This window comes from Veillonella sp. VA141 (assembly GCF_003992175.1).
In the GTDB taxonomy this organism is placed as follows: domain Bacteria; phylum Bacillota; class Negativicutes; order Veillonellales; family Veillonellaceae; genus F0422.
In genome coordinates, this window is record NZ_RQVM01000006.1 from 100,845 (window position 1) to 123,626 (window position 22,782).

General features: G+C 35.8%; 17 protein-coding genes. 1 reads left to right on the forward strand and 16 read right to left on the reverse strand.

Translation table 11 applies throughout. The features are described from left to right. Positions 1-97: 97 nt before the first annotated feature. The 14 genes from EO112_RS07260 to EO112_RS07325 are packed head-to-tail and all read right to left on the reverse strand — an operon-like array spanning position 98 to position 18,185. Positions 98-2,566, reverse strand: coding sequence for a zincin-like metallopeptidase domain-containing protein (locus EO112_RS07260; protein ID WP_127163677.1), 2,469 nt, complete (start codon positions 2,564-2,566; stop codon positions 98-100). Positions 2,567-2,580: 14 nt separating this feature from the next. After that, positions 2,581-2,733: a hypothetical protein gene (locus EO112_RS08305; RefSeq protein WP_164723972.1), complete on the reverse strand. Its 153-nt coding sequence runs from the start codon at positions 2,731-2,733 to the stop codon at positions 2,581-2,583. A gap of 15 nt (positions 2,734-2,748) precedes the next feature. Continuing rightward, a complete protein-coding gene (locus tag EO112_RS07265) occupies positions 2,749-4,071 on the reverse strand; it encodes a hypothetical protein (RefSeq protein ID WP_127163679.1) in 1,323 nt (440 codons plus the stop codon). Between the two features lie 57 nt (positions 4,072-4,128). Then, positions 4,129-8,094 (reverse strand): S-layer homology domain-containing protein, encoded by a 3,966-nt coding sequence (locus tag EO112_RS07270; RefSeq protein ID WP_164723973.1) that lies wholly within the window; start codon positions 8,092-8,094, stop codon positions 4,129-4,131. Between the two features lie 27 nt (positions 8,095-8,121). Further along, the gene (locus EO112_RS07280) at positions 8,122-8,319 is read right to left on the reverse strand and encodes a hypothetical protein (protein WP_127163685.1); all 198 of its coding nucleotides are present in this window, start codon (positions 8,317-8,319) and stop codon (positions 8,122-8,124) included. Between the two features lie 11 nt (positions 8,320-8,330). Next, positions 8,331-10,844, reverse strand: a complete 2,514-nt coding sequence (locus EO112_RS07285) for an FtsK/SpoIIIE domain-containing protein (RefSeq protein ID WP_127163687.1) — start codon at positions 10,842-10,844, stop codon at positions 8,331-8,333. A 16-nt stretch (positions 10,845-10,860) separates the two neighbouring features. Next, on the reverse strand, positions 10,861-11,133 hold the full coding sequence (locus EO112_RS07290) for a VirB3 family type IV secretion system protein (protein WP_127163690.1): 273 nt from the start codon (positions 11,131-11,133) through the stop codon (positions 10,861-10,863). 9 nt (positions 11,134-11,142) lie between these two features. Then, a complete protein-coding gene (locus EO112_RS07295; protein WP_127163692.1) occupies positions 11,143-11,562 on the reverse strand; it encodes a hypothetical protein in 420 nt (139 codons plus the stop codon). Continuing rightward, positions 11,552-12,568 (reverse strand): ATPase, T2SS/T4P/T4SS family, encoded by a 1,017-nt coding sequence (locus tag EO112_RS07300; RefSeq protein ID WP_127163694.1) that lies wholly within the window; start codon positions 12,566-12,568, stop codon positions 11,552-11,554. Before EO112_RS07300 ends, EO112_RS07295 begins: the two co-directional genes overlap by 11 nt. Continuing rightward, entirely contained in the window at positions 12,546-12,983 is a 438-nt protein-coding gene (locus EO112_RS07305; RefSeq protein ID WP_127163696.1) for a hypothetical protein, read from the reverse strand. Before EO112_RS07305 ends, EO112_RS07300 begins: the two co-directional genes overlap by 23 nt. Position 12,984: 1 nt before the next feature. After that, a complete protein-coding gene (locus EO112_RS07310; protein ID WP_240629362.1) occupies positions 12,985-15,231 on the reverse strand; it encodes a type IV secretory system conjugative DNA transfer family protein in 2,247 nt (748 codons plus the stop codon). Between the two features lie 41 nt (positions 15,232-15,272). After that, complete coding sequence (locus EO112_RS07315; RefSeq protein WP_127163700.1) at positions 15,273-16,667, reverse strand: TrbI/VirB10 family protein; 1,395 nt, start codon at positions 16,665-16,667, stop codon at positions 15,273-15,275. Continuing rightward, positions 16,657-17,481 (reverse strand): TrbG/VirB9 family P-type conjugative transfer protein, encoded by an 825-nt coding sequence (locus EO112_RS07320; protein ID WP_127163702.1) that lies wholly within the window; start codon positions 17,479-17,481, stop codon positions 16,657-16,659. Before EO112_RS07320 ends, EO112_RS07315 begins: the two co-directional genes overlap by 11 nt. Beyond that, a complete protein-coding gene (locus tag EO112_RS07325; RefSeq protein ID WP_127163704.1) occupies positions 17,481-18,185 on the reverse strand; it encodes a type IV secretion system protein in 705 nt (234 codons plus the stop codon). Before EO112_RS07325 ends, EO112_RS07320 begins: the two co-directional genes overlap by 1 nt. A gap of 302 nt (positions 18,186-18,487) precedes the next feature. Here EO112_RS07325 and EO112_RS07330 point away from each other — a divergent pair, with 302 nt between their 5' ends. Next, a complete protein-coding gene (locus EO112_RS07330; protein ID WP_127163707.1) occupies positions 18,488-20,674 on the forward strand; it encodes a MobA/MobL family protein in 2,187 nt (728 codons plus the stop codon). 449 nt (positions 20,675-21,123) lie between these two features. On the opposite strand, the gene EO112_RS07335 is transcribed toward EO112_RS07330, so the two are convergent. Beyond that, positions 21,124-21,768: a type III toxin-antitoxin system ToxN/AbiQ family toxin gene (locus tag EO112_RS07335; RefSeq protein ID WP_127163709.1), complete on the reverse strand. Its 645-nt coding sequence runs from the start codon at positions 21,766-21,768 to the stop codon at positions 21,124-21,126. Between the two features lie 363 nt (positions 21,769-22,131). Next, positions 22,132-22,725: a helix-turn-helix domain-containing protein gene (locus tag EO112_RS07340; protein WP_127163711.1), complete on the reverse strand. Its 594-nt coding sequence runs from the start codon at positions 22,723-22,725 to the stop codon at positions 22,132-22,134. Between the last annotated feature and the right edge of the window lie 57 nt (positions 22,726-22,782).

Consider the following 22,782-nt stretch of genomic DNA (forward strand, 5'->3'; position numbering starts at 1 on the left):
GTGTAAGAGCCATTTTATGTTAAGGTTGTATTTCTGTAAGTTAAGATAGAGTGCTGTATTGATGGTAAACGATTCTACCTTATTGAAAGACAAACGATTATCTGGATATACTCCGTTCACGACCTTTATTTTTAGTAATATCTTTAGGTGTGGACTTAGCATATACGATTGGTTTCATAGGAATAGTTTGTCTTGTGGATAACTGTTCCTTTGCTTTAGGAGAGAGACCTCCTTGAATAGTTTTATCTGTAGTCTTTTTAGGTTCAAATGGAGAGTTTTCTTCATTATATAAAGCATTTGGTGACCGTTTTTTGATGACCACAGGGGGATTATAGTGTGGTATAGTTGTTCCTTTAGGTAAGGTTTGTTCAGTGGTTGCATGGTCCTTAGTTTCTGGTACTATACTTTGATCCTTAGTGTTAGAAGTAGATTTATCAGGTAATGAGTCTAATACATCTTTACTTTCTGAGTATGCCATATAAGAGCCATAGGGGTGGGCCTCATTAGTCGTATGACGTTGGTAGGCTAACCACTTTTTGTGATAGGTTTCCGCCATTTTATCTGCTTGTTCTAAGTTTGCCTGCATATCTTCAGATAACATATTTTTGTCTAGGTATTCTTTATCTGCTAATCCTTTTACAACACTTAGTCGAATAGAAGTCTCTAGGCTATCCATAAGGTTACTTTCAGAATAGCCCATAGTTTTGACAGATGTTTTTAATAACTCTTTATCCAGGTAAGGTTCTTTGTCCACGATGCTGGAGATGTTATATTCTTTTAAAACTTCTAATGGTGTTTTATCGGATTGCAAAGATTCTAAGAAGTTATGTCCAGGTAAATCGAAGGAAGACACCATAGCTTTAATGGAGTTATCATAGTCTGGGTCAGACTGTAACATAGCCGTAGTTAATGCTTTATGAAATATCTCTGGTTGATGTTCAAAAGTTGGCTTTGTAAGTTCACCTTCTTTTTCTAAGCTATTAGCAATGGCCAAGTAAATTTCAGCAGATGTATTACCTTGCTCTGCCAGGTTTTTGAGGTATTCTTTTATGTGATTTTTGACTAATTCACCATCACCAATATCATAGCGACCTTCATCAATTTTATATTCACTAAGATTTTTTTCATCAAGCGCAGCGGAAATTGGTTTCATGTAGTAGGTTAAGTGTGTTTTATAATAACCACGTTTATCAATGGCCCCTAATACATCATCTTTACTAAGGTCATTGGCCAATTCATTAAGCTGTTTACCAGTATATATTTTTCCTTTTTTACCTGATCCATAAGTATACTCATTAGCATTAGATAATTCAGCAATAGTCGTACCAAAGACATTAGCAGCGCCGCCTAAGTAGATAGTTCCAGGTTTATCATAATGGGCATCAGGATACTCTGTATCTTCGATGGCAATACCAAATCCATTTTCTAAGATTTTTTTACGATCTTCTAAGGATAAGGAGAGAACATCTTTAGGAGATTTAGGTAGTTCAATTTCGTCTTTAGAAGGAGCATGTTCTGCTTGATATTGTTGATAGAGTTCTTCTTTTAGTTGCTTATCTAACATGTTTTCTTCGATGTATTGCACTGCTTTTTCAGCATCTCGAATTGCGTAGACAAATGCATTAGGATCACTAAGTAGTTGTTGTGACCAACCCTTTATGTAGGCTGCATTGTTCTCTTGTTCAGCTCGTTCCAGGTTATAGGTTCCATGGAGTAAAGCGCTAGTAAATTCTGCCACTAATTCTTCACGAGCATAGTCATCACTACCTTTTCCACCTTTTAGATTTCGGTGCAATCGGGAAGGATGTCCAGTACTATGGCCAATCTCATGTAGGGCGGTGGAGTATAGGAGTTCTGGTGCCTTCCAATTCTCTCTAGCCACAAGATGAATTTCATCCTTACTAGGGATGTAATAGTTTCGATCTACTTGGTCAAAGTGAATAGGAGCTTGGGAGTTTTCCATGATATTTTCGATGAACTTATTACGTTGTTCTACTCGAACAATATCTTCTATCTCTCGCTCTAGTGGTGGAAACTTTTCAAATTGTTCTGCATTAAATACTTTATAGTATTGATGCACCCAAAATGTGTTCCTGGATTCTTCTGAAAGGTCATTGGAATTAGTATTATCTGAAGAACGATTAGTAGGTATGGTTTTACCAGTTTCAGGATCTTTATAACATTCCTGGTGGAACTCAATGAGAGACCCTTTGGAGCCTTTTTTAAGTACATAAATTGGAGCTAAGCCTGCATCAATATATTTCTGGTTTTCTGCCTTCATTTGTGGAAATGTAACCCATCTAGGATCTGTCCAACCGTTTTCTAGTGATGCTGCCATCAAATGAATCATATTGGCTTTTGAGTATCTCGTTTCAGAAATAGGATTATATTGTTTGCGAAACACATATCCTCTTTGCCATTCTGGTAAATTGGTGTTTTGAATTGCATTAACAAGGATTTCTGCTGTTCGTTTACGTTGTTCCAGGATAATGTCTTCTGCTGTCTTTTTTTCAGCTGGAGCTTCTGAAGTTTGACTTGTCTTGCTATAGGTTCTAGTAATAGCCATGATAGACCTCCTAATTATTCAGAATCAGGTTGGTAATCTTCATTTAATAACTCAGGCATGTAATCTAAAATTGCATTGTCTGCTTCTTCAATGGTGAATGGAAAATCCTGGTCATGGAGCAATTCGCTGTTGCTATAGTTATTACTCACATCTTTTTTTTCTTTCATAGAAACCTCCTTATATTATTTAAAAATTAATTGGTTAGATTTACCCTTATCCTTATCTTCAGAAATGGATTTTTGGTCTTTCATTTCTTTTGGAGCGCTGTTTTTATGGTGATTATCTCTTAAATTTGACATTAATATATCTTTAAAAGTTTGATACTCTTGTTTACTTAAAAGTTGTTGAGCAAGGTAAAGATTATCTGTGTAGTTTGATAGATAGTAGGGTTTCAGTTCCTTGTAAGTATCTTGCGATGCAGGATACTCCAAGTCCTGATAATTAGCTACGCTAGTTAAATTTACTCTATCGTTTAATTGGTTAGTTTTTAAATTAATATAAATATCTTCTTCGCCATACTCCATATCTTTAAAGATAGCTTTAATATGTGGATAACATTTATCTTGTTTTTCATCAGGTATAGACAGTGAGAAGTTATAAGTATCTGCTATATCTTCAATATCTCCATACGTCATTACACCAATAGGTGCCTTTTCTGGATTAAAGTTAGTAGGTAGGTGAGATGTGTTGACATCTTCGCCAAATTCTTGAAGATAATATTTCTGATACTGAATTAATGGATCAATATCCATATTATTAGAAGCTGCTAACTTTTTTAGCTCATCATAATGATCTAGGTAATCATAGACACCTTGTTCTACATTGGCATTGAATGGAAGATATACATCGGTTTCATCGCTGAGTACTTTAAAATCAGAAATAGAAGGTTCAAATGACATCTTTTCATCTATATGGTCCATTGTGGCAGTTTCAATACTTTCTTGTGAAACGCCAGTATTTTGGAGTGTAGCAATAGCATCAATTAAATCATAGGTAAATGCTTGGTCCTCGATTGTAATCTGCTTTTTGTTTTCAATATTTTCAATGAAATATTCTGCCATACTATAAGTAGATTCATGTTTAATGCCATTACCATTGATTTCACCCCAAAACTCCTGGTTAATAGAATGCGTTGTTTTAGCATTTACATCAAGTTCATTATCATAGGTGCCACTTGCCAGTTTTTGATTGGTGGTAATATACTTTCCATCATCATCCTCAAAGGCCAATAGCTTAACATCTTTTAGTGTTTTATCACTAGAAGCCTGTTCTATTGAGCCTTTAGTGGCTTCTATAACTGATGAAACATCATAATCATATTTATAAATTAGCTTATGTACATCTTCATATAAATCTTTGGTTAATTCAGTATTCTTCCCAAGGCCAATCTGTTTCTTGTCTTCCAGGGCGGATAGAATAGAGAGCGTAGCCAGGTAACTAGTTTCGTTAGTAAAAGATTGGTTATTTATAGTTCCTACAAAGGATTGATGGATGTTTTTTTCCATAGTCAACCTCCAATGTGAGAGAGTGTAATATTCAAGTGCTGTAGAAATAGAATATGACTATTTAAGGCCTTTAAAAAGCATCTGAGCGTACTCATATCGAGTAAGCTGCTTGTCGCCTTTAAATTCGCCATCTGGGTATCCATCTAATACATCGTTGCCATGTAGTGTTTCTACTGCTTCTTTAGCCCAATGGTCATTAGGTACGTCAGGGAAGGAAGCTCGTTTAGGTGAAAGTCTAGTCGATAACTTAGACAATTGTTCTTTTAATTGGTTCAACTCATTTTCTAGTTTGTCATTTTTTTTGCGAAGTGTTTCAAAGTCATTTTGACTAATTTTTTTATGACTAGATCCAGAACCAATTTTAAAAGATAAACCAGCGTTCCAAGCACGATCATTAGAGCTGATAGTGCTAGCTAAGGAAAGCATAATATTTTCATTAGGTCTAATAAACCCACCGAATGCGGTAGCCTTTGAACCATTATATTGGCCATGAGATACAGCAAAAGATACTTTATTGGCTTCATCATAGTCTAATGGATGTAACGCAGCTAATGCGGATGCAGTAGCTGTCCCCACATTAACAGCTTTGGTCAATTTTTGATTCAATCCTTGAGTCTGTGATTGTAGGGTATCCATATTCACAACCGAATTAGGATCATTAGGATTTGTAATAACGCCAGTGATTTCTCGTAGAATGCTATTTCCATTCTTATCTGTACCGCTGAAATCAATCTGATTAGCAGTACCAGATTTATCCACGGTAACTACTTTTCCATCTGTTTGTACTAACCCTTTTGGTGTGTATTTATGAATAGCTTCATATACGGACTTACCAGTGACTAATCCATTTGAGGATTCACTTTGGCCAACAGTACCAATGCCTAATTTAGCTGTCCATTCTTTAACGTTTTCATCTGTTAAGTTAGATGCATTAGTATTAGCCTTAGTTGTTAATGTATTAGGATCAATTTTAACGGTGGAAAGAGCTGTATGTAAGGTATCACCTGTAATTAATCCTTTATCACCAGCTTTTGCAGTGCCAGTGCCTAACTTTTCACTCCATTTAGAAGCATCCTCGGAAGTGATGTTGGAAGCATCTTTATTGGCTTTAGTAGCTAACTTGGTATCTACAGAATTAGATAATTCCGTTAATTTAGGGGCAATAGCACCAGTGATGGCATCGTTAGATACATTTACCTTATACACAGTGGAATTGCCGTCTACACGACTTTCTACGGAAGTATTAGAGCCGTTTTCTAGCTTAACAGCTTCTTTAGATAAGTTACGGATAACAGTTTTACCGTCATCTGTAATGTTATCTAAAGTGGTATTAGCTTTAGAATTGAATTTAGCATCTAACCCATTATTGATGCTAGAAGTAGCATTATCTACTGCATTTTTAATAGCAGTATTGACAGTGCCACCAGTAACAAGACCAGTGTTACCAACTGTAACAGTACCAGTACCTAATTTTTCACTCCATTTAGAAGCATCTTCGGAAGTGATGTTGGAAGCATCTTTATTGGCTTTAGTAGCTAACTTGGTATCTACAGAATTAGATAATTCCGTTAATTTAGGGGCAATAGCACCAGTGATGGCATCGTTAGATACATTTACCTTATACACAGCGGAATTGCCGTCTACACGACTTTCTACGGAAGTATTAGAGCCATTTTCTAGCTTAACAGCTTCTTTAGATAAGTTACGGATAACAGTTTTACCGTCATCTGTAATGTTATCTAAAGTGGTATTGGCTTTAGCATTTAATGTATTAGGATCAATTTTAACGATGGAAAGAGCTGCATGTAAGGTATCTCCAGTAATAAGTCCAGTGTTACCAGCTGCATTCGTGCCAGTACCTAACGCAGCTTGCCAAGCTGTTTTATTAATTGCTTTTGCTTCAGATACTTTCCACAATTGATTACCGTTAATGGCTTCTTTAGAATTTTCAGTGATAGTTCCATCCGCTACATTAATTAGTTTTCTAGTAGCAGTAGCAGAGCCAATAGATACTACATTATCTTCTGTAGCCGTACTATCTTTGCCAAGAATAACAGAGTTATTAGCTTTAGTAGTTACGCTAGACCCCAATACAAAGGTATTTGTTCCAATTGTATGTGTGGTATTGGCATCACCAATGGTATTGTTATTACCGAATGCGTAGGAGTTATCTCCATAAATCGTATTCGGGTCGCCAAAAGTCCCAGAATTATTACCGATTACAATATGGCCAACACCAATAGCAATAGATTTAGTGCCAGTTACGGCAGAACCTTTACCAATAGAAATAGAATTTTCACCAGTTACAATAGTACCTGTGCCAATGGCAATGGAATTAGACCCTGTTGATAAAGCATTTGTACCAATAGCCATAGCATTTTCACCTACATTACTTAGATTATGTAGGGTTAATGCATTTTTAAGAGCGGTCAAACGTTCTTGATTCTGTTGCAACTCTTGAGATTTAGCCGTCAATTGTTTCATTAATGTTTCATATTGCTCCATATACAACAAATCTGAAGCGTTGGGATTGATAGATTCCCAATTTGTTTTGGCTTGATCAGCAGAGGATTTTAAAGCTACAATTTGTTTTTCTTTTTCAGCAACCGCATTTTTATTAATTTGAAGAGCAGTTTCAAGGTCTGAGGTTAGTTTATTTGTAGTGACTTTATTTTTTTCTGCAATATCTGTGATATTTTCTTTTTCCCAATTTTTATATAGTTTATTCATCTCATTAAGAGCTGTCCATGATTGATCTGAATCTTCTATATTTTTAAATTCTTTTATTGCTGTATTTTTTTTATCTAACCAGACTGTATTATGGGTAATCTCATACTGTTTTTGATAATATGTAATTTCTACTGATTTGACATAATAGTCAACTTTTTTATTAAATTCAATAGATAGTTTTTCTTTTATATCAGAAGTTAAAAATGGGTAGTTATTTTCTGAAATATATTCTTTAAAAGATTGTTTAAATTTAGGGGCTTGTTCTTTCGCCTCATTCCATTCTTGCTCTGTACTTACATCAGTATTATAGTTTTTTAAACGGATACTTTTTGTAGGTCTATTTGTTATTTCATTTGATGCATCAAAGGAATCTTTATTTAAGATATCCCTATCGGTTGCGTTCATATAAAAACGGCTATAGTCATAAGAATAAGCTTTTTCGAGTCCTTTTTTAATACTAAAATAATAGAGATTTACAGGGTTCTTAGCCATAGACCATCCATTTGGTTCTGCATAATCTGACCTTACTGCATCATAATATCTACTATAAGTACCATTCTTTATGGTATTCAACCGTAAATCCCCCATAGCTTTATAATGTGCTTTGATATATTCTTTATAAAAACTATCTAATGGCAAATTTAATGTTGTATTATTTTCAACTAACTGTTTTAATTTAGTAGCAGCTCCTGTTAATCCATCTTCGGAGTTAATATCTACACTTCCTAGATTATTAATAGCACCTAATCGGCTATTAAAGTCATCTATTTTTGCTTGAGCGTTTCTAAAAAATTCAGCAGAATTAGCTACTTCGGTATCGTAAGCGTTTTTCTTTTCCAAATAGCTTTGATGAGCTTTTTCTTTAGCAAGTCTAACTTGCTTAACACGTTCACCAGCTTCAATTGTTTTAGCTTGTTCAGCCCTAATTTTTTGGATTTCCTTGGCCAAATTAGTCACGTTATTTTGGGCTACATCAATTTCATGTAATTTCTGTTTATTTTCATTCAATTTGCTTGTGATAGTATCTTTGGTTTCATTATCACCAGTAGCCACTGCATTATTACCTACAGCCAATGATCCAGTACCAGTCGCAATAGAACCATTACCTCTAGCTCTTGCATTAGTACCTAACTCAAGTCCAGAATCTTCTTTAATGTTGTTAATTGTAATATCATAGAAGTTATTAGTTACACCATTTTCTGTAGTAGTTGTAGTAGCAGGATCTGCGGCATAACCAATATGACCTGCACAAGCAAGTGCTACCAATGTGGAAAGTGCTAATTGTTTTTTCATATAGTACCTTTCAAAAATTAGTAAAAGTTATCTTTTAAAAACTAAGATGTTATCGCCAATTTCAATATATTCTATATTAGGGTCATCCTTTAAGAGTAGAATTAATTCCCTTAATCCTTCAGAAGGTTCATACATATTTTCAATTTCTTGAAGGGTAACCCCATTTTCTTCAGTCAAGATTTCAAAGATGTTTTTCTTTTCATTCCATACTAAACAACAGTTCATAGGCCCTCCTTTTATAGGTAGTGAGCCTTGATAAACTCGGCTTCCTTGTATAGCCCTTTATAAATCAACCATTCTAAGGTGAAGTTATCCATTTTCTTTTCTTCAATCAGTTTGTTGAGGTAAATTTGGTCGCTTTTATCTGTGGATAAAACAAAGGCAGCTTCTATAGGCTGTAAAGCAAGGTCGAACACACGATTTCCTTTTTCAAAAGAGCTATAGTAGTATTCATGACGTTCCTGGTTATCTAGCTTTGAAATGATGTCAATTTGACGTTCATTACAACCGAATTGGTGGTAATAATTACGTATTTGTTCATTGACAGCATTTTGGTTACGTAAATAAATTCTATTAGGGCAGTTTTCCAGGATTGTAGATAGTAAATCTGGCTTAGAAATAATATCTGCTAAGTTCTGAGTGGCCACAATAATAGAGGCATTCTTTTTACGTAAGTCTTTGAAGTATTCTCGGATTTTATCTCTGAACACAGGGTTATCAAAGAATAGCCAACATTCATCCAGGATAATCATAGTAGGGGAGTGGCTATCTTCTTTTAAAGCGTTGTCAATCTGATGGAATAGATAGTCAATGGTTGAAGGAACGATCGCTGGAGTACGCATTACTTCTTCCATTTCATACACCTGCCAACGTCCTGAACCTTTAATACTGGAGTGGTTATCAAAGAGGGGTCCATAAGGACCTTCCATTGTTAATGCACGAAGACCGATACGAATGTCGCTATCTTGCACCAAATCACAGAAGTTAGAGATGGTACGTTTATCTTTTGGAAACTCTGCAAGAGATAATAGGGCTTTTTTAATCGTATCTTTGGTAGATTCAGTAACTTCAAACTTACCTCTATCTAAGAAGCCTGCTAGCCAATCAATGGCCCACACACGTTCTGTAGGAATGTCTATATTTTCTAGCGGTTGAAAAGATAAATCAGATTTGCCGCTTGCTGAAATATTGTAGAAGTTGCCACCAGCTGCATAGGTGGTAACACGGCTCGATGCCGCCTTATCAAAGACGAAAATACGGCTATTTGGATACTTCATAAAGTGAACTTCTAATGTATTCAGTAATACAGATTTACCAGAACCAGAAGGACCACATACAAGGGTATGAGCTAAGGCTCCGTTATGTAGTGAAAGTCTAAACTGGCTATTATAGGAATCTGTATATAAAAGAACTGGCCCCTTTAAATGATCATTCCATTTGTCACCTGACCACTGTGCTGTGGTCGGGGCTAAATGACAAAAATTTAGGGAATTGACCATATTTCTACGAATGTTGCATCTTGGACATCCTGGTAAGGAACCACGCCATGCTTCCATAGAATTATCTGTTTCAATATATCCAGTAAATTCTAGCTGGTTAACGATAGATAAGACATGACTAGCTATTTTTTCTACGCTAGAAACATCGTTAGCGAATACACAAAGGGTCATTGTGTAATAGCCTTGCGCAATCATACCTGTGCCTAACTCTTCGATGGCAGCAGTCACATCATTGGCTTTTGAAAGCTCTGTATCGTCAATCTCTGCATCGTTGACTTGTCGTTTAGTAGCAATGGCCCCTAACCGAGAACCAACGCCAATAGCCTGGAATTTTAAGTCTTTTCTTCGTTGAATTAAAAACTTTTTGGCATCATCAGTGCCAATGCAATGCCAACGACTTGTCCAACGATATTGAATGTTTAAAGCATTTAAAGTGTCTAATAATCCAGGAATCGTACTAATAGGGAAACCTAATAATGTGATTACCCGCATAGGTTTAGTACCTAATTGAGGCTTTAGGCCCCCAGTAATAGAGGCGTCACTTAGGTATTCGTTTAGGTATTGTAATGGATTATATTTGACCTTGTGCATCCGATCGGAGATTAGACTGTGTAGGAATGTAGCAATTTCATCAGGGTCAAGCAAAGCAGAAAGCTCTTTGAAGATACTTTTAAGCATTAAGGCAAACTGATTTACTCTGTGGATAAACTCATCAGTTACTTCTTTGTAAATAGCTAAATCATCTTCGATGGATTCCCCTTTATTTTTACCGTTTGTAACAAAAGCAGAGGTTAATCTATGCTTTGTTTTGCTTGGGGGTTCCATATAAATAGTGAAGTAGTAATCACTTTCGTAAAAGTGACCACTTTCAAAGTAAGTTGCTTTAGCATCTTCAATGGCTTGAAGTGTGGGGTTAGGCATAGTAGAGCGTTCATAGTTATGGCTCGGATGCCGTTGGGCTTCTATGTATAAAATGTATCCTGAAGGAAGCCTGCGCATCGCATTGTTAATGGCTGCGTTATAGGCAATCAGTTCTTCTGGTGTAGCAGAAGCTGTATCTAAACCACGAAACTTGAAGATGGCCATCATAGAATGGTCATGGTTATGCACGATACCATTTGTTTCATCAATGTAAGCCCAGGGAATCATATAGGATAGACGAGGTTGTTCTTGCCAAATCCCATTCTTTTGGGAATAAATTCTTGGGTCTACCTCTTTTTTCTTATGTTTAGAATTGAATAAAGAGAACAAGGGAAACCTCCTTTGTTTAATAGTAGTGTTTTTTGTAAACACTATTTTTTAGAATGACTTTGTAAAATTCAGGATCCCGATTGGTAAGCTGTAAGCAGGCAATATAGGCACAAATACCAAGAATGATGGCAATTAGTGACATGTAAGAGATCTGAAAGATAACTACTAGCATGATGGTCGTTAAGCTAATAGCGAATAAGATTGGTCGAGGCAAGCCCATCCATAAGACAGGCTCAGCTACAGATTTATGAAGGGGCACTTCAAATCCTTCTGGAATCGTATCTTTCATAGGTTTTACCTATAGACCAATCATCATGCCAGAGCTTTTACCAGCAGTCCATAAATAGCCAAGAATAGGACCTAAGAACATAATGATGCCTACACCAAAACAAGCATATAGAATTTTTTCTAACGAACCGCCAGCATTACCTTTCATCATGAGAAATGCTGCGGCACCAATGAATAAACCACCCACTACTAAAGCAAACGGGCCAGTCATGAAATCAATAATACTAAGGAAAAAGCCGATAATAGGAATATCAAACTTCAAATTAGTACCAGTTGTTACATTCCCTCCTGCATTTGCGATAGCACCATTAACAGTCGTTGCGAAGCTTTGGATATATGTGTTAGTAAGAAAGAAAGTAGTGAGTCCAGCTACTTTCATTAAATAAGCATTTTGCATTTTTTCTTTCACAAGTTGTAATTTATCTTTCATTACTATGTTCCTTTCGTGGAATAATATTTGTAATATACGTGTTTTTTTCTTCAGAGAAAGATTCGACTTCTATAATTTCATTGACGATACGACCACGTTTACCATTACCTAAATCGGTATGTACGATGGAAATAATCACATCAATGGCATCACCAATCAGGCCTTTAATATCACCAGAAGATTCTGAATCTTCTTGGGCAAGGGATTTAATGCGGCTAAGACCACTCATGGCGCTATTTGCATGGACGGTGCATGCACCGCCAGGATGACCTGTATTCCAGGCTTTAAGCATAGTATAGGCGCATCCATCTCGAACCTCACCAATCACGATGCGATCAGGAGAACGGCGCATGCACTCAGCCAATAAGCGGGTCATATTGTATTTAACAGATTTATCAGAGTTTGTTTCTTGTTTTGTGAACATAGGGGAGTAGTCACTTGCAGGGCATTGTAACTCTGGTAAGTCTTCTAACGATATGATTCTGTGAAATGGACTTAGTCTTGCCATAGCCTCTAGGATGGCATTTAAGAAGGTAGTTTTACCAGTTGCAGTACCACCAACAACTAAGATATTTTTACGAAGGCTAACAGCATTTTCAATGTAATCTTTGTAATTTTCGGTGATCGTTCCATTTGCTACATAATCGTCTAATGTAAACACAATAGTGGCTCGTTTACGTATATTAAATTCAGGAGTTTTAACAATAGGTGGCAATTCACCTTGGAAACGGTAGCCGTAGCCTCGTATTTCAGTGGAGATAGAGGGAATATCTTCATTGACGATTTTATTAGCTTGCCCTGCGATTAATTCGATAATGGCAGCTCGTTGTTTATCCGTAAGATAAATATCAGTAATAACTTTACCTTCAGTACCAGATAGATAGCGAATATACCCATCTGAATTAACATAAATCTCCGTGATGTCACCACGTTTAAATAAGTTAACGAGTTCAGTACCTAGAACAACATCTAAGACTTCATTCCTAGATGTTGCTTGTGTCGCCATCATCTACCTCCTCATCATCGTCTATATCTTCAACATCTGTATTTAATGCATACATGAAGTCTTCTCGAAGTGTTTCAGAAATTGTATTGTCTTCTAAAAAATTTTGGTATCTTTGTAAATAATCATCAACCGTCTGAGATCTATTGGTTTCTAACTGTTCTTTAGCAGATAAAATAGCACCCACTAAAATTGACAGGTTGTTAATAGGGAAACCTAATTGTTGAATGATGTATCCAATGTGGCTTAACTCCTGGTTATGTTTTCGTTTAGATTCCTGACGTTTTTCTTTACGTAAGATTTCTAACTTTCTTAATAAAGCAGCCTCATCTTCCATCAACTTAGATAGTTTTTTAGAACTTTTTTGGATACTTTTCTGTGAACGTTGAATAGATTGCATCGGTAGGATAGTAATCACCTCACTTTTTTATATTGTTGTCATAAATAAATGTAGTGGAAGATGTCTGAGTAGTTTGTTTGCTCAATAATTCTTCTCGTTTTGCATTTGCATTTCGTACAGGATCTGTACGGATCACATCACTAACTATAGGGGCGTTGATGAGTTTTTCCAGGTAATAATTGTTTTCGTAGTATTTAATCTTATCTGTCAGAACTGGAGGAGAGCCAGAAGCTATAATTACTTCCTGGTCTTCCATTCGTTTTAACTCATCACCAGTCATTAACGATCTAGCCATTTGACTGGTAGAAGCGCTAGTATAACCGATTAAGCGACCTGCATTCCTGGATTTTGATTTAGTTTCGATCGTTGTTTTACCTAGTTCTGTTTCAGCATATTGAGCCGTATCATTATCATTTGGTGCGTAAAATATCTTTAAATGACAGTTCATTAGAATTTGATTGTCTTTGCCATAAATACCATTAATTTGTGGTAAACCCTGGTTGATTAAAAATACTTTCATCCCATAACCTGCAATATATGATAGTGTAGCTGCAAACGATTGTAGGTTGCCTAGAGAAGAGAACTCATCCATCAAAAATAGGCATTTATGTTTATAATTGGATTTTGCTTGGCCATTTACATAGGTACCAATTGATCTAGCGTGATGCTTTACCATCATTTCAAAAAATAGCCTAAAAATAGGGGCTAGACGTAATAAGTCAGATGGTGGAGTGACTAGATAAAGTGATACAGGCTTTTTGTAATTCATTAAATCATCAATACAAAAATCAGATACTGATGTGTTAGAAGCAAGCAATGGATCTAGATATTCCTTCAAAGCAGTATTGGCTGTCGATACAATCGAACCCAGCTCATTATCTGGCTTAGATGTGATTTCTACGAAAGCTTGATAAATAATGGGATGTGTGCCAGGCATCGAGTTAAGAGAAGTGGAATTAGGGTAGATAGCCCTTAAATCCTCTTGGGTAAAATGCCTTTTTTCATAAGCACAAGTTTTTGTATTCCATTCCACGATATCAATACCTTCTTGAGGCACATGTTCATACATTACTAAATTTTTAGCTGCTTCTACGAATCCTTTAGCGGATTGTCTATACACGCCATCCTTATCTTGTTCTATGACAATACTAGATTTTAGAAAGGCCGCAACGCTGTATAGAGTAGGTGGAGTAGGGTAGTTCTCTGGATCTGTATAATGTGCGTATTTTAAATGCAATAAAACAGTCATAATGACGTTCGTTGCATTTGCTGTCCAGTGATCTGGTTTCCCTTTTCCTTCATAATCCGCAATGATAGAGGCTAAGTTTTGGGCCATTGAAACTTCCATTGGTGTACCAATAGGAATTTCATCAAGTGGGTTCCATCGAGCCGATGAACCATCATCACTAGTGGGTTCAAACTTAATGGTTACATGCCCCATTTTCTTACGATACCCAGCGGTTACACCCCAGTTTTCTGATTTTATATCGTTGACGATAACGCTACTTTTCCAACTACCTAGTAGTGTTGGAATAATAAGGCCAACGCCTTTACCAGAACGTGTAGGCGCAACAACAGCTAAGTGCTTATTGGAGTTATCTCGTAAATAGAAATGAGGCAATTTTTTATAAAGTTTAACTGCCAATTTGTAGAAATAATCATAGAAATATGTTGGTGTCCAACGATATTTTTTGATGTCAAACTTAGGCGGATTTTTAAGATAAGATTGGGCTTGTTTGATTTTTATCTCTAGCTCTTTTCTTCGTTTTGGATCAGTATTGGCATTATATTCTTCAAGCCAAATAGTGATTTTTTCAGGAATCCGATCTAATACTTTATCTTGTTTTTCGTCAAATTCCATTTCTGCATAGGCTACTTTTTCGTTTTTCTTTACCTCTAAACGTCTTAATTGTTTGGTTAAACTTCTTTTAAAGGGAGAATCATATAATCCAATGGTTACGCCAGAACTAGAAATAAGGTTCATCTTCAATAGATCCTTATACTCAGCCCAACGTGCCGAACCATGTGAAGTTAGCAATGCTTTAGGTTTTAGGAGTAACGCAATGATAAAAATTAAAAACAAGCCAAATCCAACCCACATAATGGCATTGGTAAATAAATAGTTTGCTTCGTGGTAATAGAGAAACCATGTGATACATTTGAATGGGTGATACCATTGCATATATTCATTAGAGATAGTAGGAGCACCTAAATAATAAATATTGTAATTAAGTGCTTCTACTATAGAATTTGTTGCTTTTTGCATAGCCCAAAGCATAATAGATGAATAGACTATGTACCGCATAGTTATCTATACTCCGAGGTATATTCAGGAATTGAAATATCTTGAGTAACAAATAAGCTAAATTCTTTACCAGGTCGAATCTCAATTGTAATTTGATTTTGTGCCGATCGTTTGACTAAATCAGAGATAACATCTTGAATTTCTTTTACACCGCCTGAAACAGCTTCTTGACCAGGGCTACGATTATCTGAACCACCTGTATTGCCTGTAGCAGATTGTGCAATAGCACTTACCATAGTTCCAAATACAGCGGTTCGTAATAAGTTACCAGTATGAGAATCATAAATGTCTTTTAAACCAGGCATTCCTGTTCCATCAATCGCTGGTAAATTAGGTAATGTGATGCTATTACCATTAGGTAAAATAATTCGATTGAACGTAACACCGATTCGTTTAACACCTTTTCCGCCAGCACTACCTGCTTGGCCAATAATTTTTGAACCTTGAGGAATTAATAGATGTGATCCTGTTAGACTATCATAGATGTCTTGACGAACCACAGCGACAATTTCATTGTTAGGGATATCTGTTGAAATTCCTGTTAATAACGTTGCCTGAATAACACTACCCGCATGTAACATATGAGATCCTAATGCATCTGCTGTAGCATAGGATTCATTTGTGTTTGTGTAAATCGGTGTTGTGCCATTGTTTGTTGTTGTGCCATTGTTTGTTATGTTTGTTGTATGTGTAGGTGTAGTAGTAAGGTTTGTAATTGATTGACCTTGTGCTACAGCAGATGCGATTTTAAAAGCAATAGGAGCCATGTCGATAGCTTCTTTTTCTTTTTGAATTTTTTCTAAATCTTCATGATCATGATTATGTGAAGTAGAAGTACTCATTGGTGCAGGTGTATATTCTACATTTCGTACGGATGCAACAGGAGCATGCGTATGACCATGGCCATGAGATTCAGGGGTAGCACCCTCTAAGTGATTGTGACCATCAGCATGACTATGGTTATTTTTGGCATTTTCGCCCACTTCACGATAGGAAGATGATAGATTAGCAGCAGGGTTATTAGTAGAATTAGCAGTAGTAATAGGTGGATCTGGAGGCTTAGATTCTGGAGCTTGTGATAGTTGTTTAAAGCCAAAAACTCCGCCGCCAATAGCGGCTACAAAAACAACTGTAAATAAGCCAATTTTTTTAAAGTTAAAGCTACTACCTCTATCTCGATCTAACACTTCATCCTCATCGAAATAAAAATCTTCTTCTGTATACACTTTGGATTCATTTTCAAGAGTACTCAATGCTTCCGTAGTAGTATCAACAGTAGTATCTGGATTAGATAATCCTTCAGAAATATTTTCTGGAGAGCTATTATCTGTTACAGTTGAATCGGTAGAAGGTTGAATAATCGTAGGAATAACCGTTGTTTTGTTATTATCGTCCATTCACTACCTCCTTATTGGGTGTAATATCAATATATTTATTTTTTCCATACATTAGGCGAGCTTTAGTAAATACTCTATCAGCCACTAAGTAGGAACCAATCACACGATAGTTGACGAGCGTTAGTGAGTTATCATCTTCTAAAATATACAAAGTTGGATAATTGTACTTAGTTTGAGATGAAACTTGGATATAGGTTCTAACAGCATCATCATAAATTTCTGTAGGAATTAAATCCTTTGGAACGTTACGATTTTTTAGTTGATACCGATAATTTAGGTTCTTTAATTCGGTACCTCCTTTGCTAGATGTTTTTGTATGAGTGTCTAAAAACTCTTTTTCTTTTTTGTCCTTATAGACTGGCCGTAATAGTTCAGCTTGTCGTTGTCTTTCAATATCCTGTGGATAAGTAAAAGATACTAAACTATAGTGATCTGTACTTCGTAACGCTAAGTGATAGGTATGGTTGTTAGTATTTACAATAATATTAGTGCGAATGCCATCTTTTAATGGTTTGATGTACAGATGAGGAGTACCAGATACTGTAGAGGTATCAATTAACCATTGGAGTGTATCACCACCTCCGATATACTGAATAGTTTCACCTGGATGTAATGCTACATCGGCAATATAATTCTTACTAGTATCAATGGTGTAGACACTTGTTGGATGATATTCATAAATTGATGAGGCACCAAGTTCTTGGGAATCATGCATATGATACAGTGCTTTAGGTGCCTCAGCAGCATGAGAAGTGAGACTAAATGAAGTACAAAGCGTTACACAAAAAAGGGGGATGTATTTCTTCATATTCATTATTTTTCTCCTCCAGATTCCTTAGTTACACCTAAATCGATGATATAGATGCCAAGTGGATTTACAAGAATTTGTTCTTCCTTAGTAGGAGGAACTACTTGAATGGAGAATAACCCTACATAGTTAGTTGGTTTTGGAGATTTTGTACCATTTAAGTTGTAAGAATCTTCGCTCCAACGAACTTGATATGTTGAGTTTGTACCAGGTTGTTTTTGAATGGAAGTAATAGCAGTTTGTACTGTCATTTTTCCAAGTTTGTTAGTTGGATTATCTTTGTTGATAAAATCGGCGTACTTGTTCATAGCCTCTGGAGTAATAAAGGCTTGCGCATCGTCCCAATTTTTCTTGAATTGAATAGGATCAAGTGGTACGGTTCTTGAATGTTCAATAAATTTAGATAATGCATACTTGATTTCTACCTCTTGTGGTGTGTAGTTTGTTACCTTGATTTCTCCGCTAGTATCAATAGCGCCTGATGTTTGGTTGACACGTACTACATAGGTCTTTGAAGTGTAACTTGTTACAAATACTACGGTTGAAATGACACAAATAGCCACAAGTACTAAGTAGAGAATGTTCCTTTTATGGGCTATATCTTTTTGATATGCCAGGTTGTATAAATCGGAACTAAATTTTGATCCACCGCCTTTTACGATGGATTTTAGTGGATCCCCTTTGGGAAAGTTGCTGTGAACTGGATCCATTTAATCACCTCCTTGCGTAGAGTATACCACGGTTATATCTTGTTTGTATATATGAATTTATATCGTAAATGATATTTAAAATATATTTAGGGTATATAAAAGTGTACCTTGAAGGAAGTTATATCTCTGTGATATGCTAGGGGTATAAAAAATAATCTGAGTGCGCAATTACACATTTCTCTCTTGACTAGGTCAAAACGAGAAATGATTGCGGTCTGTGACACGAAATAAGGGGTCACTTGCCAGTGACAAAGAAAATTTATAAACGGTAAATTTTACAAGAAACGAAAGGAGGTGCGATAATGAGTAGCTGCCATCTTGAAAATACACCACATGCAAAATCACGTACTGGTGATAAAATCAACACATTGACACATATGGAGTACATTACTCGTGAAGGCAAATATGCTACTATGTCGCACCGAGAAGAGGATCTTGTGTATACATCATCTGGTAATCTACCTAAATGGGCTGAATCTGCCCGTGAATTTTGGAATCAAGCTGAAATTAATCGCAGAAAAAATGGCAGAGCGTACAGAGAAATTCGTATTGGCTTGCAAGAAGAATTATCCTTAGCTGAAAATATTGCTTGCATCGAAGAGTTTATGGATAAGATGGGAATTAAGGACCATCATGTATATACCTATGCTATCCACGATAAGACCGCAATGTTTGATGAAGACCATCGAAATATTCATGCTCATCTTATGTTTAATGAAAAACAAGCCGATTATGCAATAACAGACAGTCCTGAACAATTCTTTAAACGATTTACTGTTAATGCTGATGGACATAGTGTACAAGGACTACCTGTAGATAGATATTGGAGTACAGAAGAATCTACTAGAGATATGCGTGCTACCTGGGAAGATATTGTGAATCGTGCTTTTGAACGAAATGGGTTAGAAGAACGTATTAGTATGAAGACCTTAAAAGCACAAAGAGAAGCACTTTTAGAAGAGGGGAAATATGAGGAAGCTGAACTATTAAACCGTATACCAGCGGAACACTTAGGCAATGCAGCAAAGAATCCTAAGACAAGAGAGCGCATCAGAGAAATGATGAATGAATTAGAGTATGATCAGGGTGAAGCTCCAGGTGAGTTAGTAGGGGATACTACTAGTGGAGATAATCCTTCTAATGAACATACAATTCATGATAATATTCAAGATGTTGTAGAAACTGAATTTGAATTAAAACTACAAATTTTTGCGCATGATGCAGTCATTCGTAAGTTGGCCAAGGAAATCCAAAAAGAACGTAAAGCATTATTACAAGCGAAAGAAACAAATGTAGAAAAAGTTGAAGATAGAGCAGTGGATTCTTCTGTGAAAGCAGAAGAAAAAACAGCTAATATCGTAACTGTAGATGATATATTAGTTGGCCTAGAAGAACGTATGATGAGTTCTTTGGAAAAACAATCTGCGTTAGCTAAACAATATGCTAGCGAAGAAGCTAAGTTGTTAACGCCACGAGAAACATATATTGCTACGGTTGATGCAGTGACAAATGGAGAATATACCAAGCATAAGCAAGCTATGCATGATTCTAAAATGGTATTAAAAGCAGCTGAAAGAGATTTAAAATCAGGCTTAAAACGAGTATGCTCATACCAGGAATTTATGGCGCTTACGGCTACAAAAGAAAAAGCACGGGAAGAACGATTACGTTCCGTCCGTGCTGCGTTAGCATGCCGTCATGAAATTAGAATGTCGAAGGAATTACCTAAACAAGCTGCGATTGTGTATGAACAAGAAAATGCAATACGAGATACAATGAAAGATTTGCAAAAACAAATTGAAAAAGAAAATAGAACTTACATGTTGTATAGTAAAAAAGCAGATGAGCTTTTACCTATACCAGGCGATACCGTATTATTTACAGAGGCGATTCCTAGAGAGGTTAGGAAATTTGATAAACTATATGGCGTGATTCCATTGAAGGATTTACCTTCTATATCTCAAAATAGAGAAACGGAGCATGGAAAATATAGGGATGAATATATTGTTATAGATGGTCAAATTCCTGATAGAAACAAACCAACACAAGTAGTACGTGCTATTAAAGTTCGTGATGCAGTAGTTGATGGAAAAGCTCCTGAATATGAACTTACAATCACACCAGAAACTTCAAAAGAAGGGCGTGAATACTTTAAAATTACATCAGTCAAAGAAACACATGCACAAGTTGCCTTGCATCAGTATAGATCTTACAAGAAAAAAGATATTGGCGATGTTTTACATAAACTAAAAAAACGTACGTCTATGAAGGCATCTGAGTTGCCTCAACCAAGTACTCGTAGAGGCTATAGAATACATGCAGTAAATAACAGTACGAAGAGTTTTATTAATAAAAGCGTTAACTCTATTGTATCTGATGGTACTGGAGGGCAAAGACAAGGCTTGTGGCGTGAAGAAGAGGAATATAAAGGCCATGTATCTGAGATGCAGCAGGTTGAAGAAAAAATGAAACAAGGGTGGAGTTTGTAATTTATTTATGATATAATAGTTTTATGCTAAACACCAAAGATGTATTTTATACACACCCAAAAAAGCACAGGATCTTCATCTTGTGCTTTTTTAATTCTAAGAGTATTATTTTTTCCGTTTGAGATTTGAGGTTTGAGAGTAGTGTGATTCTGTAAATATCTAAAACTCATGCAACGGAGATACCAAACTCGGAATGGTTTGAGAGTAGTGTGATTCTGTAAATATCTAAAACTCAATACTTGATTGCTATTATTGGCAACACGTTTGAGAGTAGTGTGATTCTGTAAATATCTAAAACCCAAAACTATGATATAATGAATACTAGCTAAATTTAACAAGGTTGTAATCTAACATGGATTGCACACAAAAAGCACAGGAAGGCGATCCTGTGCTTTTTGTGATGTAACGATATCTTGTTGAAGTACAATTGTTGTATTAAGGAGGATTTTTTATCTGCTAAAGTCTTTAAATTTACCTTTTTTGTTGTCCTGGATGTTGCCTTTTTTATAAATGTTTTCTCGCTCTATCCAGCGATCGTGATATTTAATTGCTTGCTGTAAATTTACACGATAAAAAATCTTTTTATTTTTGACAGGTTTATTAATAGATTCCTCATAAAAAGCTTGAGCAGTTTGTTCTATTTTATCTTCAATTTTATTAATGGCTAAGTATTCTTTATTTAAAAGTCTGCCATATTTAGATTCAGTAGGATTTGATGAAGCCATAAGCTCTTCAATAGATATTTTTTTAATTTGTGACTCAGGGACAGGTATCATTTTACCGACTATGACATTACATAAATGGCGATTATTTTCAGCTTCAGATAAAACTCTTACAGTTAAGCGATTCTTTTCAATTCTTTTGACTTCTTTTATTTTTTTCTTTAAGAGTTCAGGCGGTAAATTAGTAGGTATTTTTGGAGGAGAAGATAATGGTACAAAAAACAATCTATTTTCTACATTTAATACAACTCCGAGAAATGGGCGATTATTTTTATCGTCAGTTGATGTACGAACTTCGGAATCCATTTTTTGAAGAGGTCTCATATAGTCTTCATTTACTGTAAAGAAGTTAAATTTGGGCTTTTTATCCATATAGTATTCCTCGTGATAAAAAGAAAAGCCGAGATAATTCTCGGCTAGAATAGTAAAAAGTAAGTATATTCATGGTGGGGCGCACCATCCTTATAGGGCCTCTCTTTTAGATTGAAAAATCAATCCATGGTGGGGCGCACCATCCTTATGGGGCCTCTCTTTTAGACTGAAAAATCAGTCCATGGTGGGGCGCACCATCCTTATGGGGCCTCTCTTTTAAATATACTTCTATACAAGCATACTACCATATTAAAAATAACATGTCAAATATAATTTGCAATGATTTTTTGTTTTTTAGATATTAGGTAATTTTTAATACTGTATCACTTAGATTAAAAAAATAAATGCCCTGGTAAGAGCAATCTATTGGGAGTTGCTTAACTTCTTGTTTTTTCGGATTAATACTCTCATTTCAGCGAGTACAATAGCTTGGGCTTCTGGATCTAATCGTTCAAATAATTGTGTAGCATATGCTTCATCTATTCGTCCTGCTTTTAATATTGCAGTTTGTAATATGGAATTAGAACCATTTATGAGTGATGTCGGTGTTGTATTAAGTATAGCAGCTATTTTATGTAATAACTCAGATGTATCTTGATGATGCAAGTAACTTTGTATTGGGATATTCTTTCGGATAGATAGCTGAGCTAGCTCTAAACTAAGGTTAGCGACTATATTTTGTTGCTTTGCCAGGGCAGATAGAATATGAGTTGTTAAGAGATCAGGGCTAATTTCTGAAGGAGCGCTAGTTACATCTGGTTCATCTCCAGTAATTAAGTATTGTACAGATACGCTTAAAAAGTTAGCAATATCTGATAAGTATTTGGTAGGAGGATCCGTTTGGCGGGATTTCCATGAAGATACCGTTCCTTGAGTGACATTCAGATGCGCTGCTAAATCAATGATTTTTAAACCTCGTTGATCTAGTAAATACTGAATGCGGTCAATGATAGTCATATATTTATCCTTGTTTAAAATTCAAAATAATAAAAATTGCAAATAAATAGTGTTTAA

What these genes read in the sequence shown, in the direction of transcription:
- EO112_RS07280 (WP_127163685.1), bottom strand. Translation starts at nt 8,319, where the DNA reads ATGAACTGTTGTTTAGTATGGAATGAAAAGAAAAACATCTTTGAAATC.
- EO112_RS07260 (WP_127163677.1), bottom strand. Translation starts at nt 2,566, where the DNA reads ATGGCTATTACTAGAACCTATAGCAAGACAAGTCAAACTTCAGAAGCT.
- EO112_RS07265 (WP_127163679.1), bottom strand. Translation starts at nt 4,071, where the DNA reads ATGGAAAAAAACATCCATCAATCCTTTGTAGGAACTATAAATAACCAA.
- EO112_RS07340 (WP_127163711.1), bottom strand. Translation starts at nt 22,725, where the DNA reads ATGACTATCATTGACCGCATTCAGTATTTACTAGATCAACGAGGTTTA.
- EO112_RS07325 (WP_127163704.1), bottom strand. Translation starts at nt 18,185, where the DNA reads ATGGATCCAGTTCACAGCAACTTTCCCAAAGGGGATCCACTAAAATCC.
- EO112_RS08305 (WP_164723972.1), bottom strand. Translation starts at nt 2,733, where the DNA reads ATGAAAGAAAAAAAAGATGTGAGTAATAACTATAGCAACAGCGAATTG.
- EO112_RS07310 (WP_240629362.1), bottom strand. Translation starts at nt 15,231, where the DNA reads ATGCAAAAAGCAACAAATTCTATAGTAGAAGCACTTAATTACAATATT.
- EO112_RS07315 (WP_127163700.1), bottom strand. Translation starts at nt 16,667, where the DNA reads ATGGACGATAATAACAAAACAACGGTTATTCCTACGATTATTCAACCT.
- EO112_RS07295 (WP_127163692.1), bottom strand. Translation starts at nt 11,562, where the DNA reads ATGAAAGATAAATTACAACTTGTGAAAGAAAAAATGCAAAATGCTTAT.
- EO112_RS07290 (WP_127163690.1), bottom strand. Translation starts at nt 11,133, where the DNA reads ATGAAAGATACGATTCCAGAAGGATTTGAAGTGCCCCTTCATAAATCT.
- EO112_RS07335 (WP_127163709.1), bottom strand. Translation starts at nt 21,768, where the DNA reads ATGGATAAAAAGCCCAAATTTAACTTCTTTACAGTAAATGAAGACTAT.
- EO112_RS07300 (WP_127163694.1), bottom strand. Translation starts at nt 12,568, where the DNA reads ATGGCGACACAAGCAACATCTAGGAATGAAGTCTTAGATGTTGTTCTA.
- EO112_RS07270 (WP_164723973.1), bottom strand. Translation starts at nt 8,094, where the DNA reads ATGAAAAAACAATTAGCACTTTCCACATTGGTAGCACTTGCTTGTGCA.
- EO112_RS07320 (WP_127163702.1), bottom strand. Translation starts at nt 17,481, where the DNA reads ATGAATATGAAGAAATACATCCCCCTTTTTTGTGTAACGCTTTGTACT.
- EO112_RS07330 (WP_127163707.1), top strand. Translation starts at nt 18,488, where the DNA reads ATGAGTAGCTGCCATCTTGAAAATACACCACATGCAAAATCACGTACT.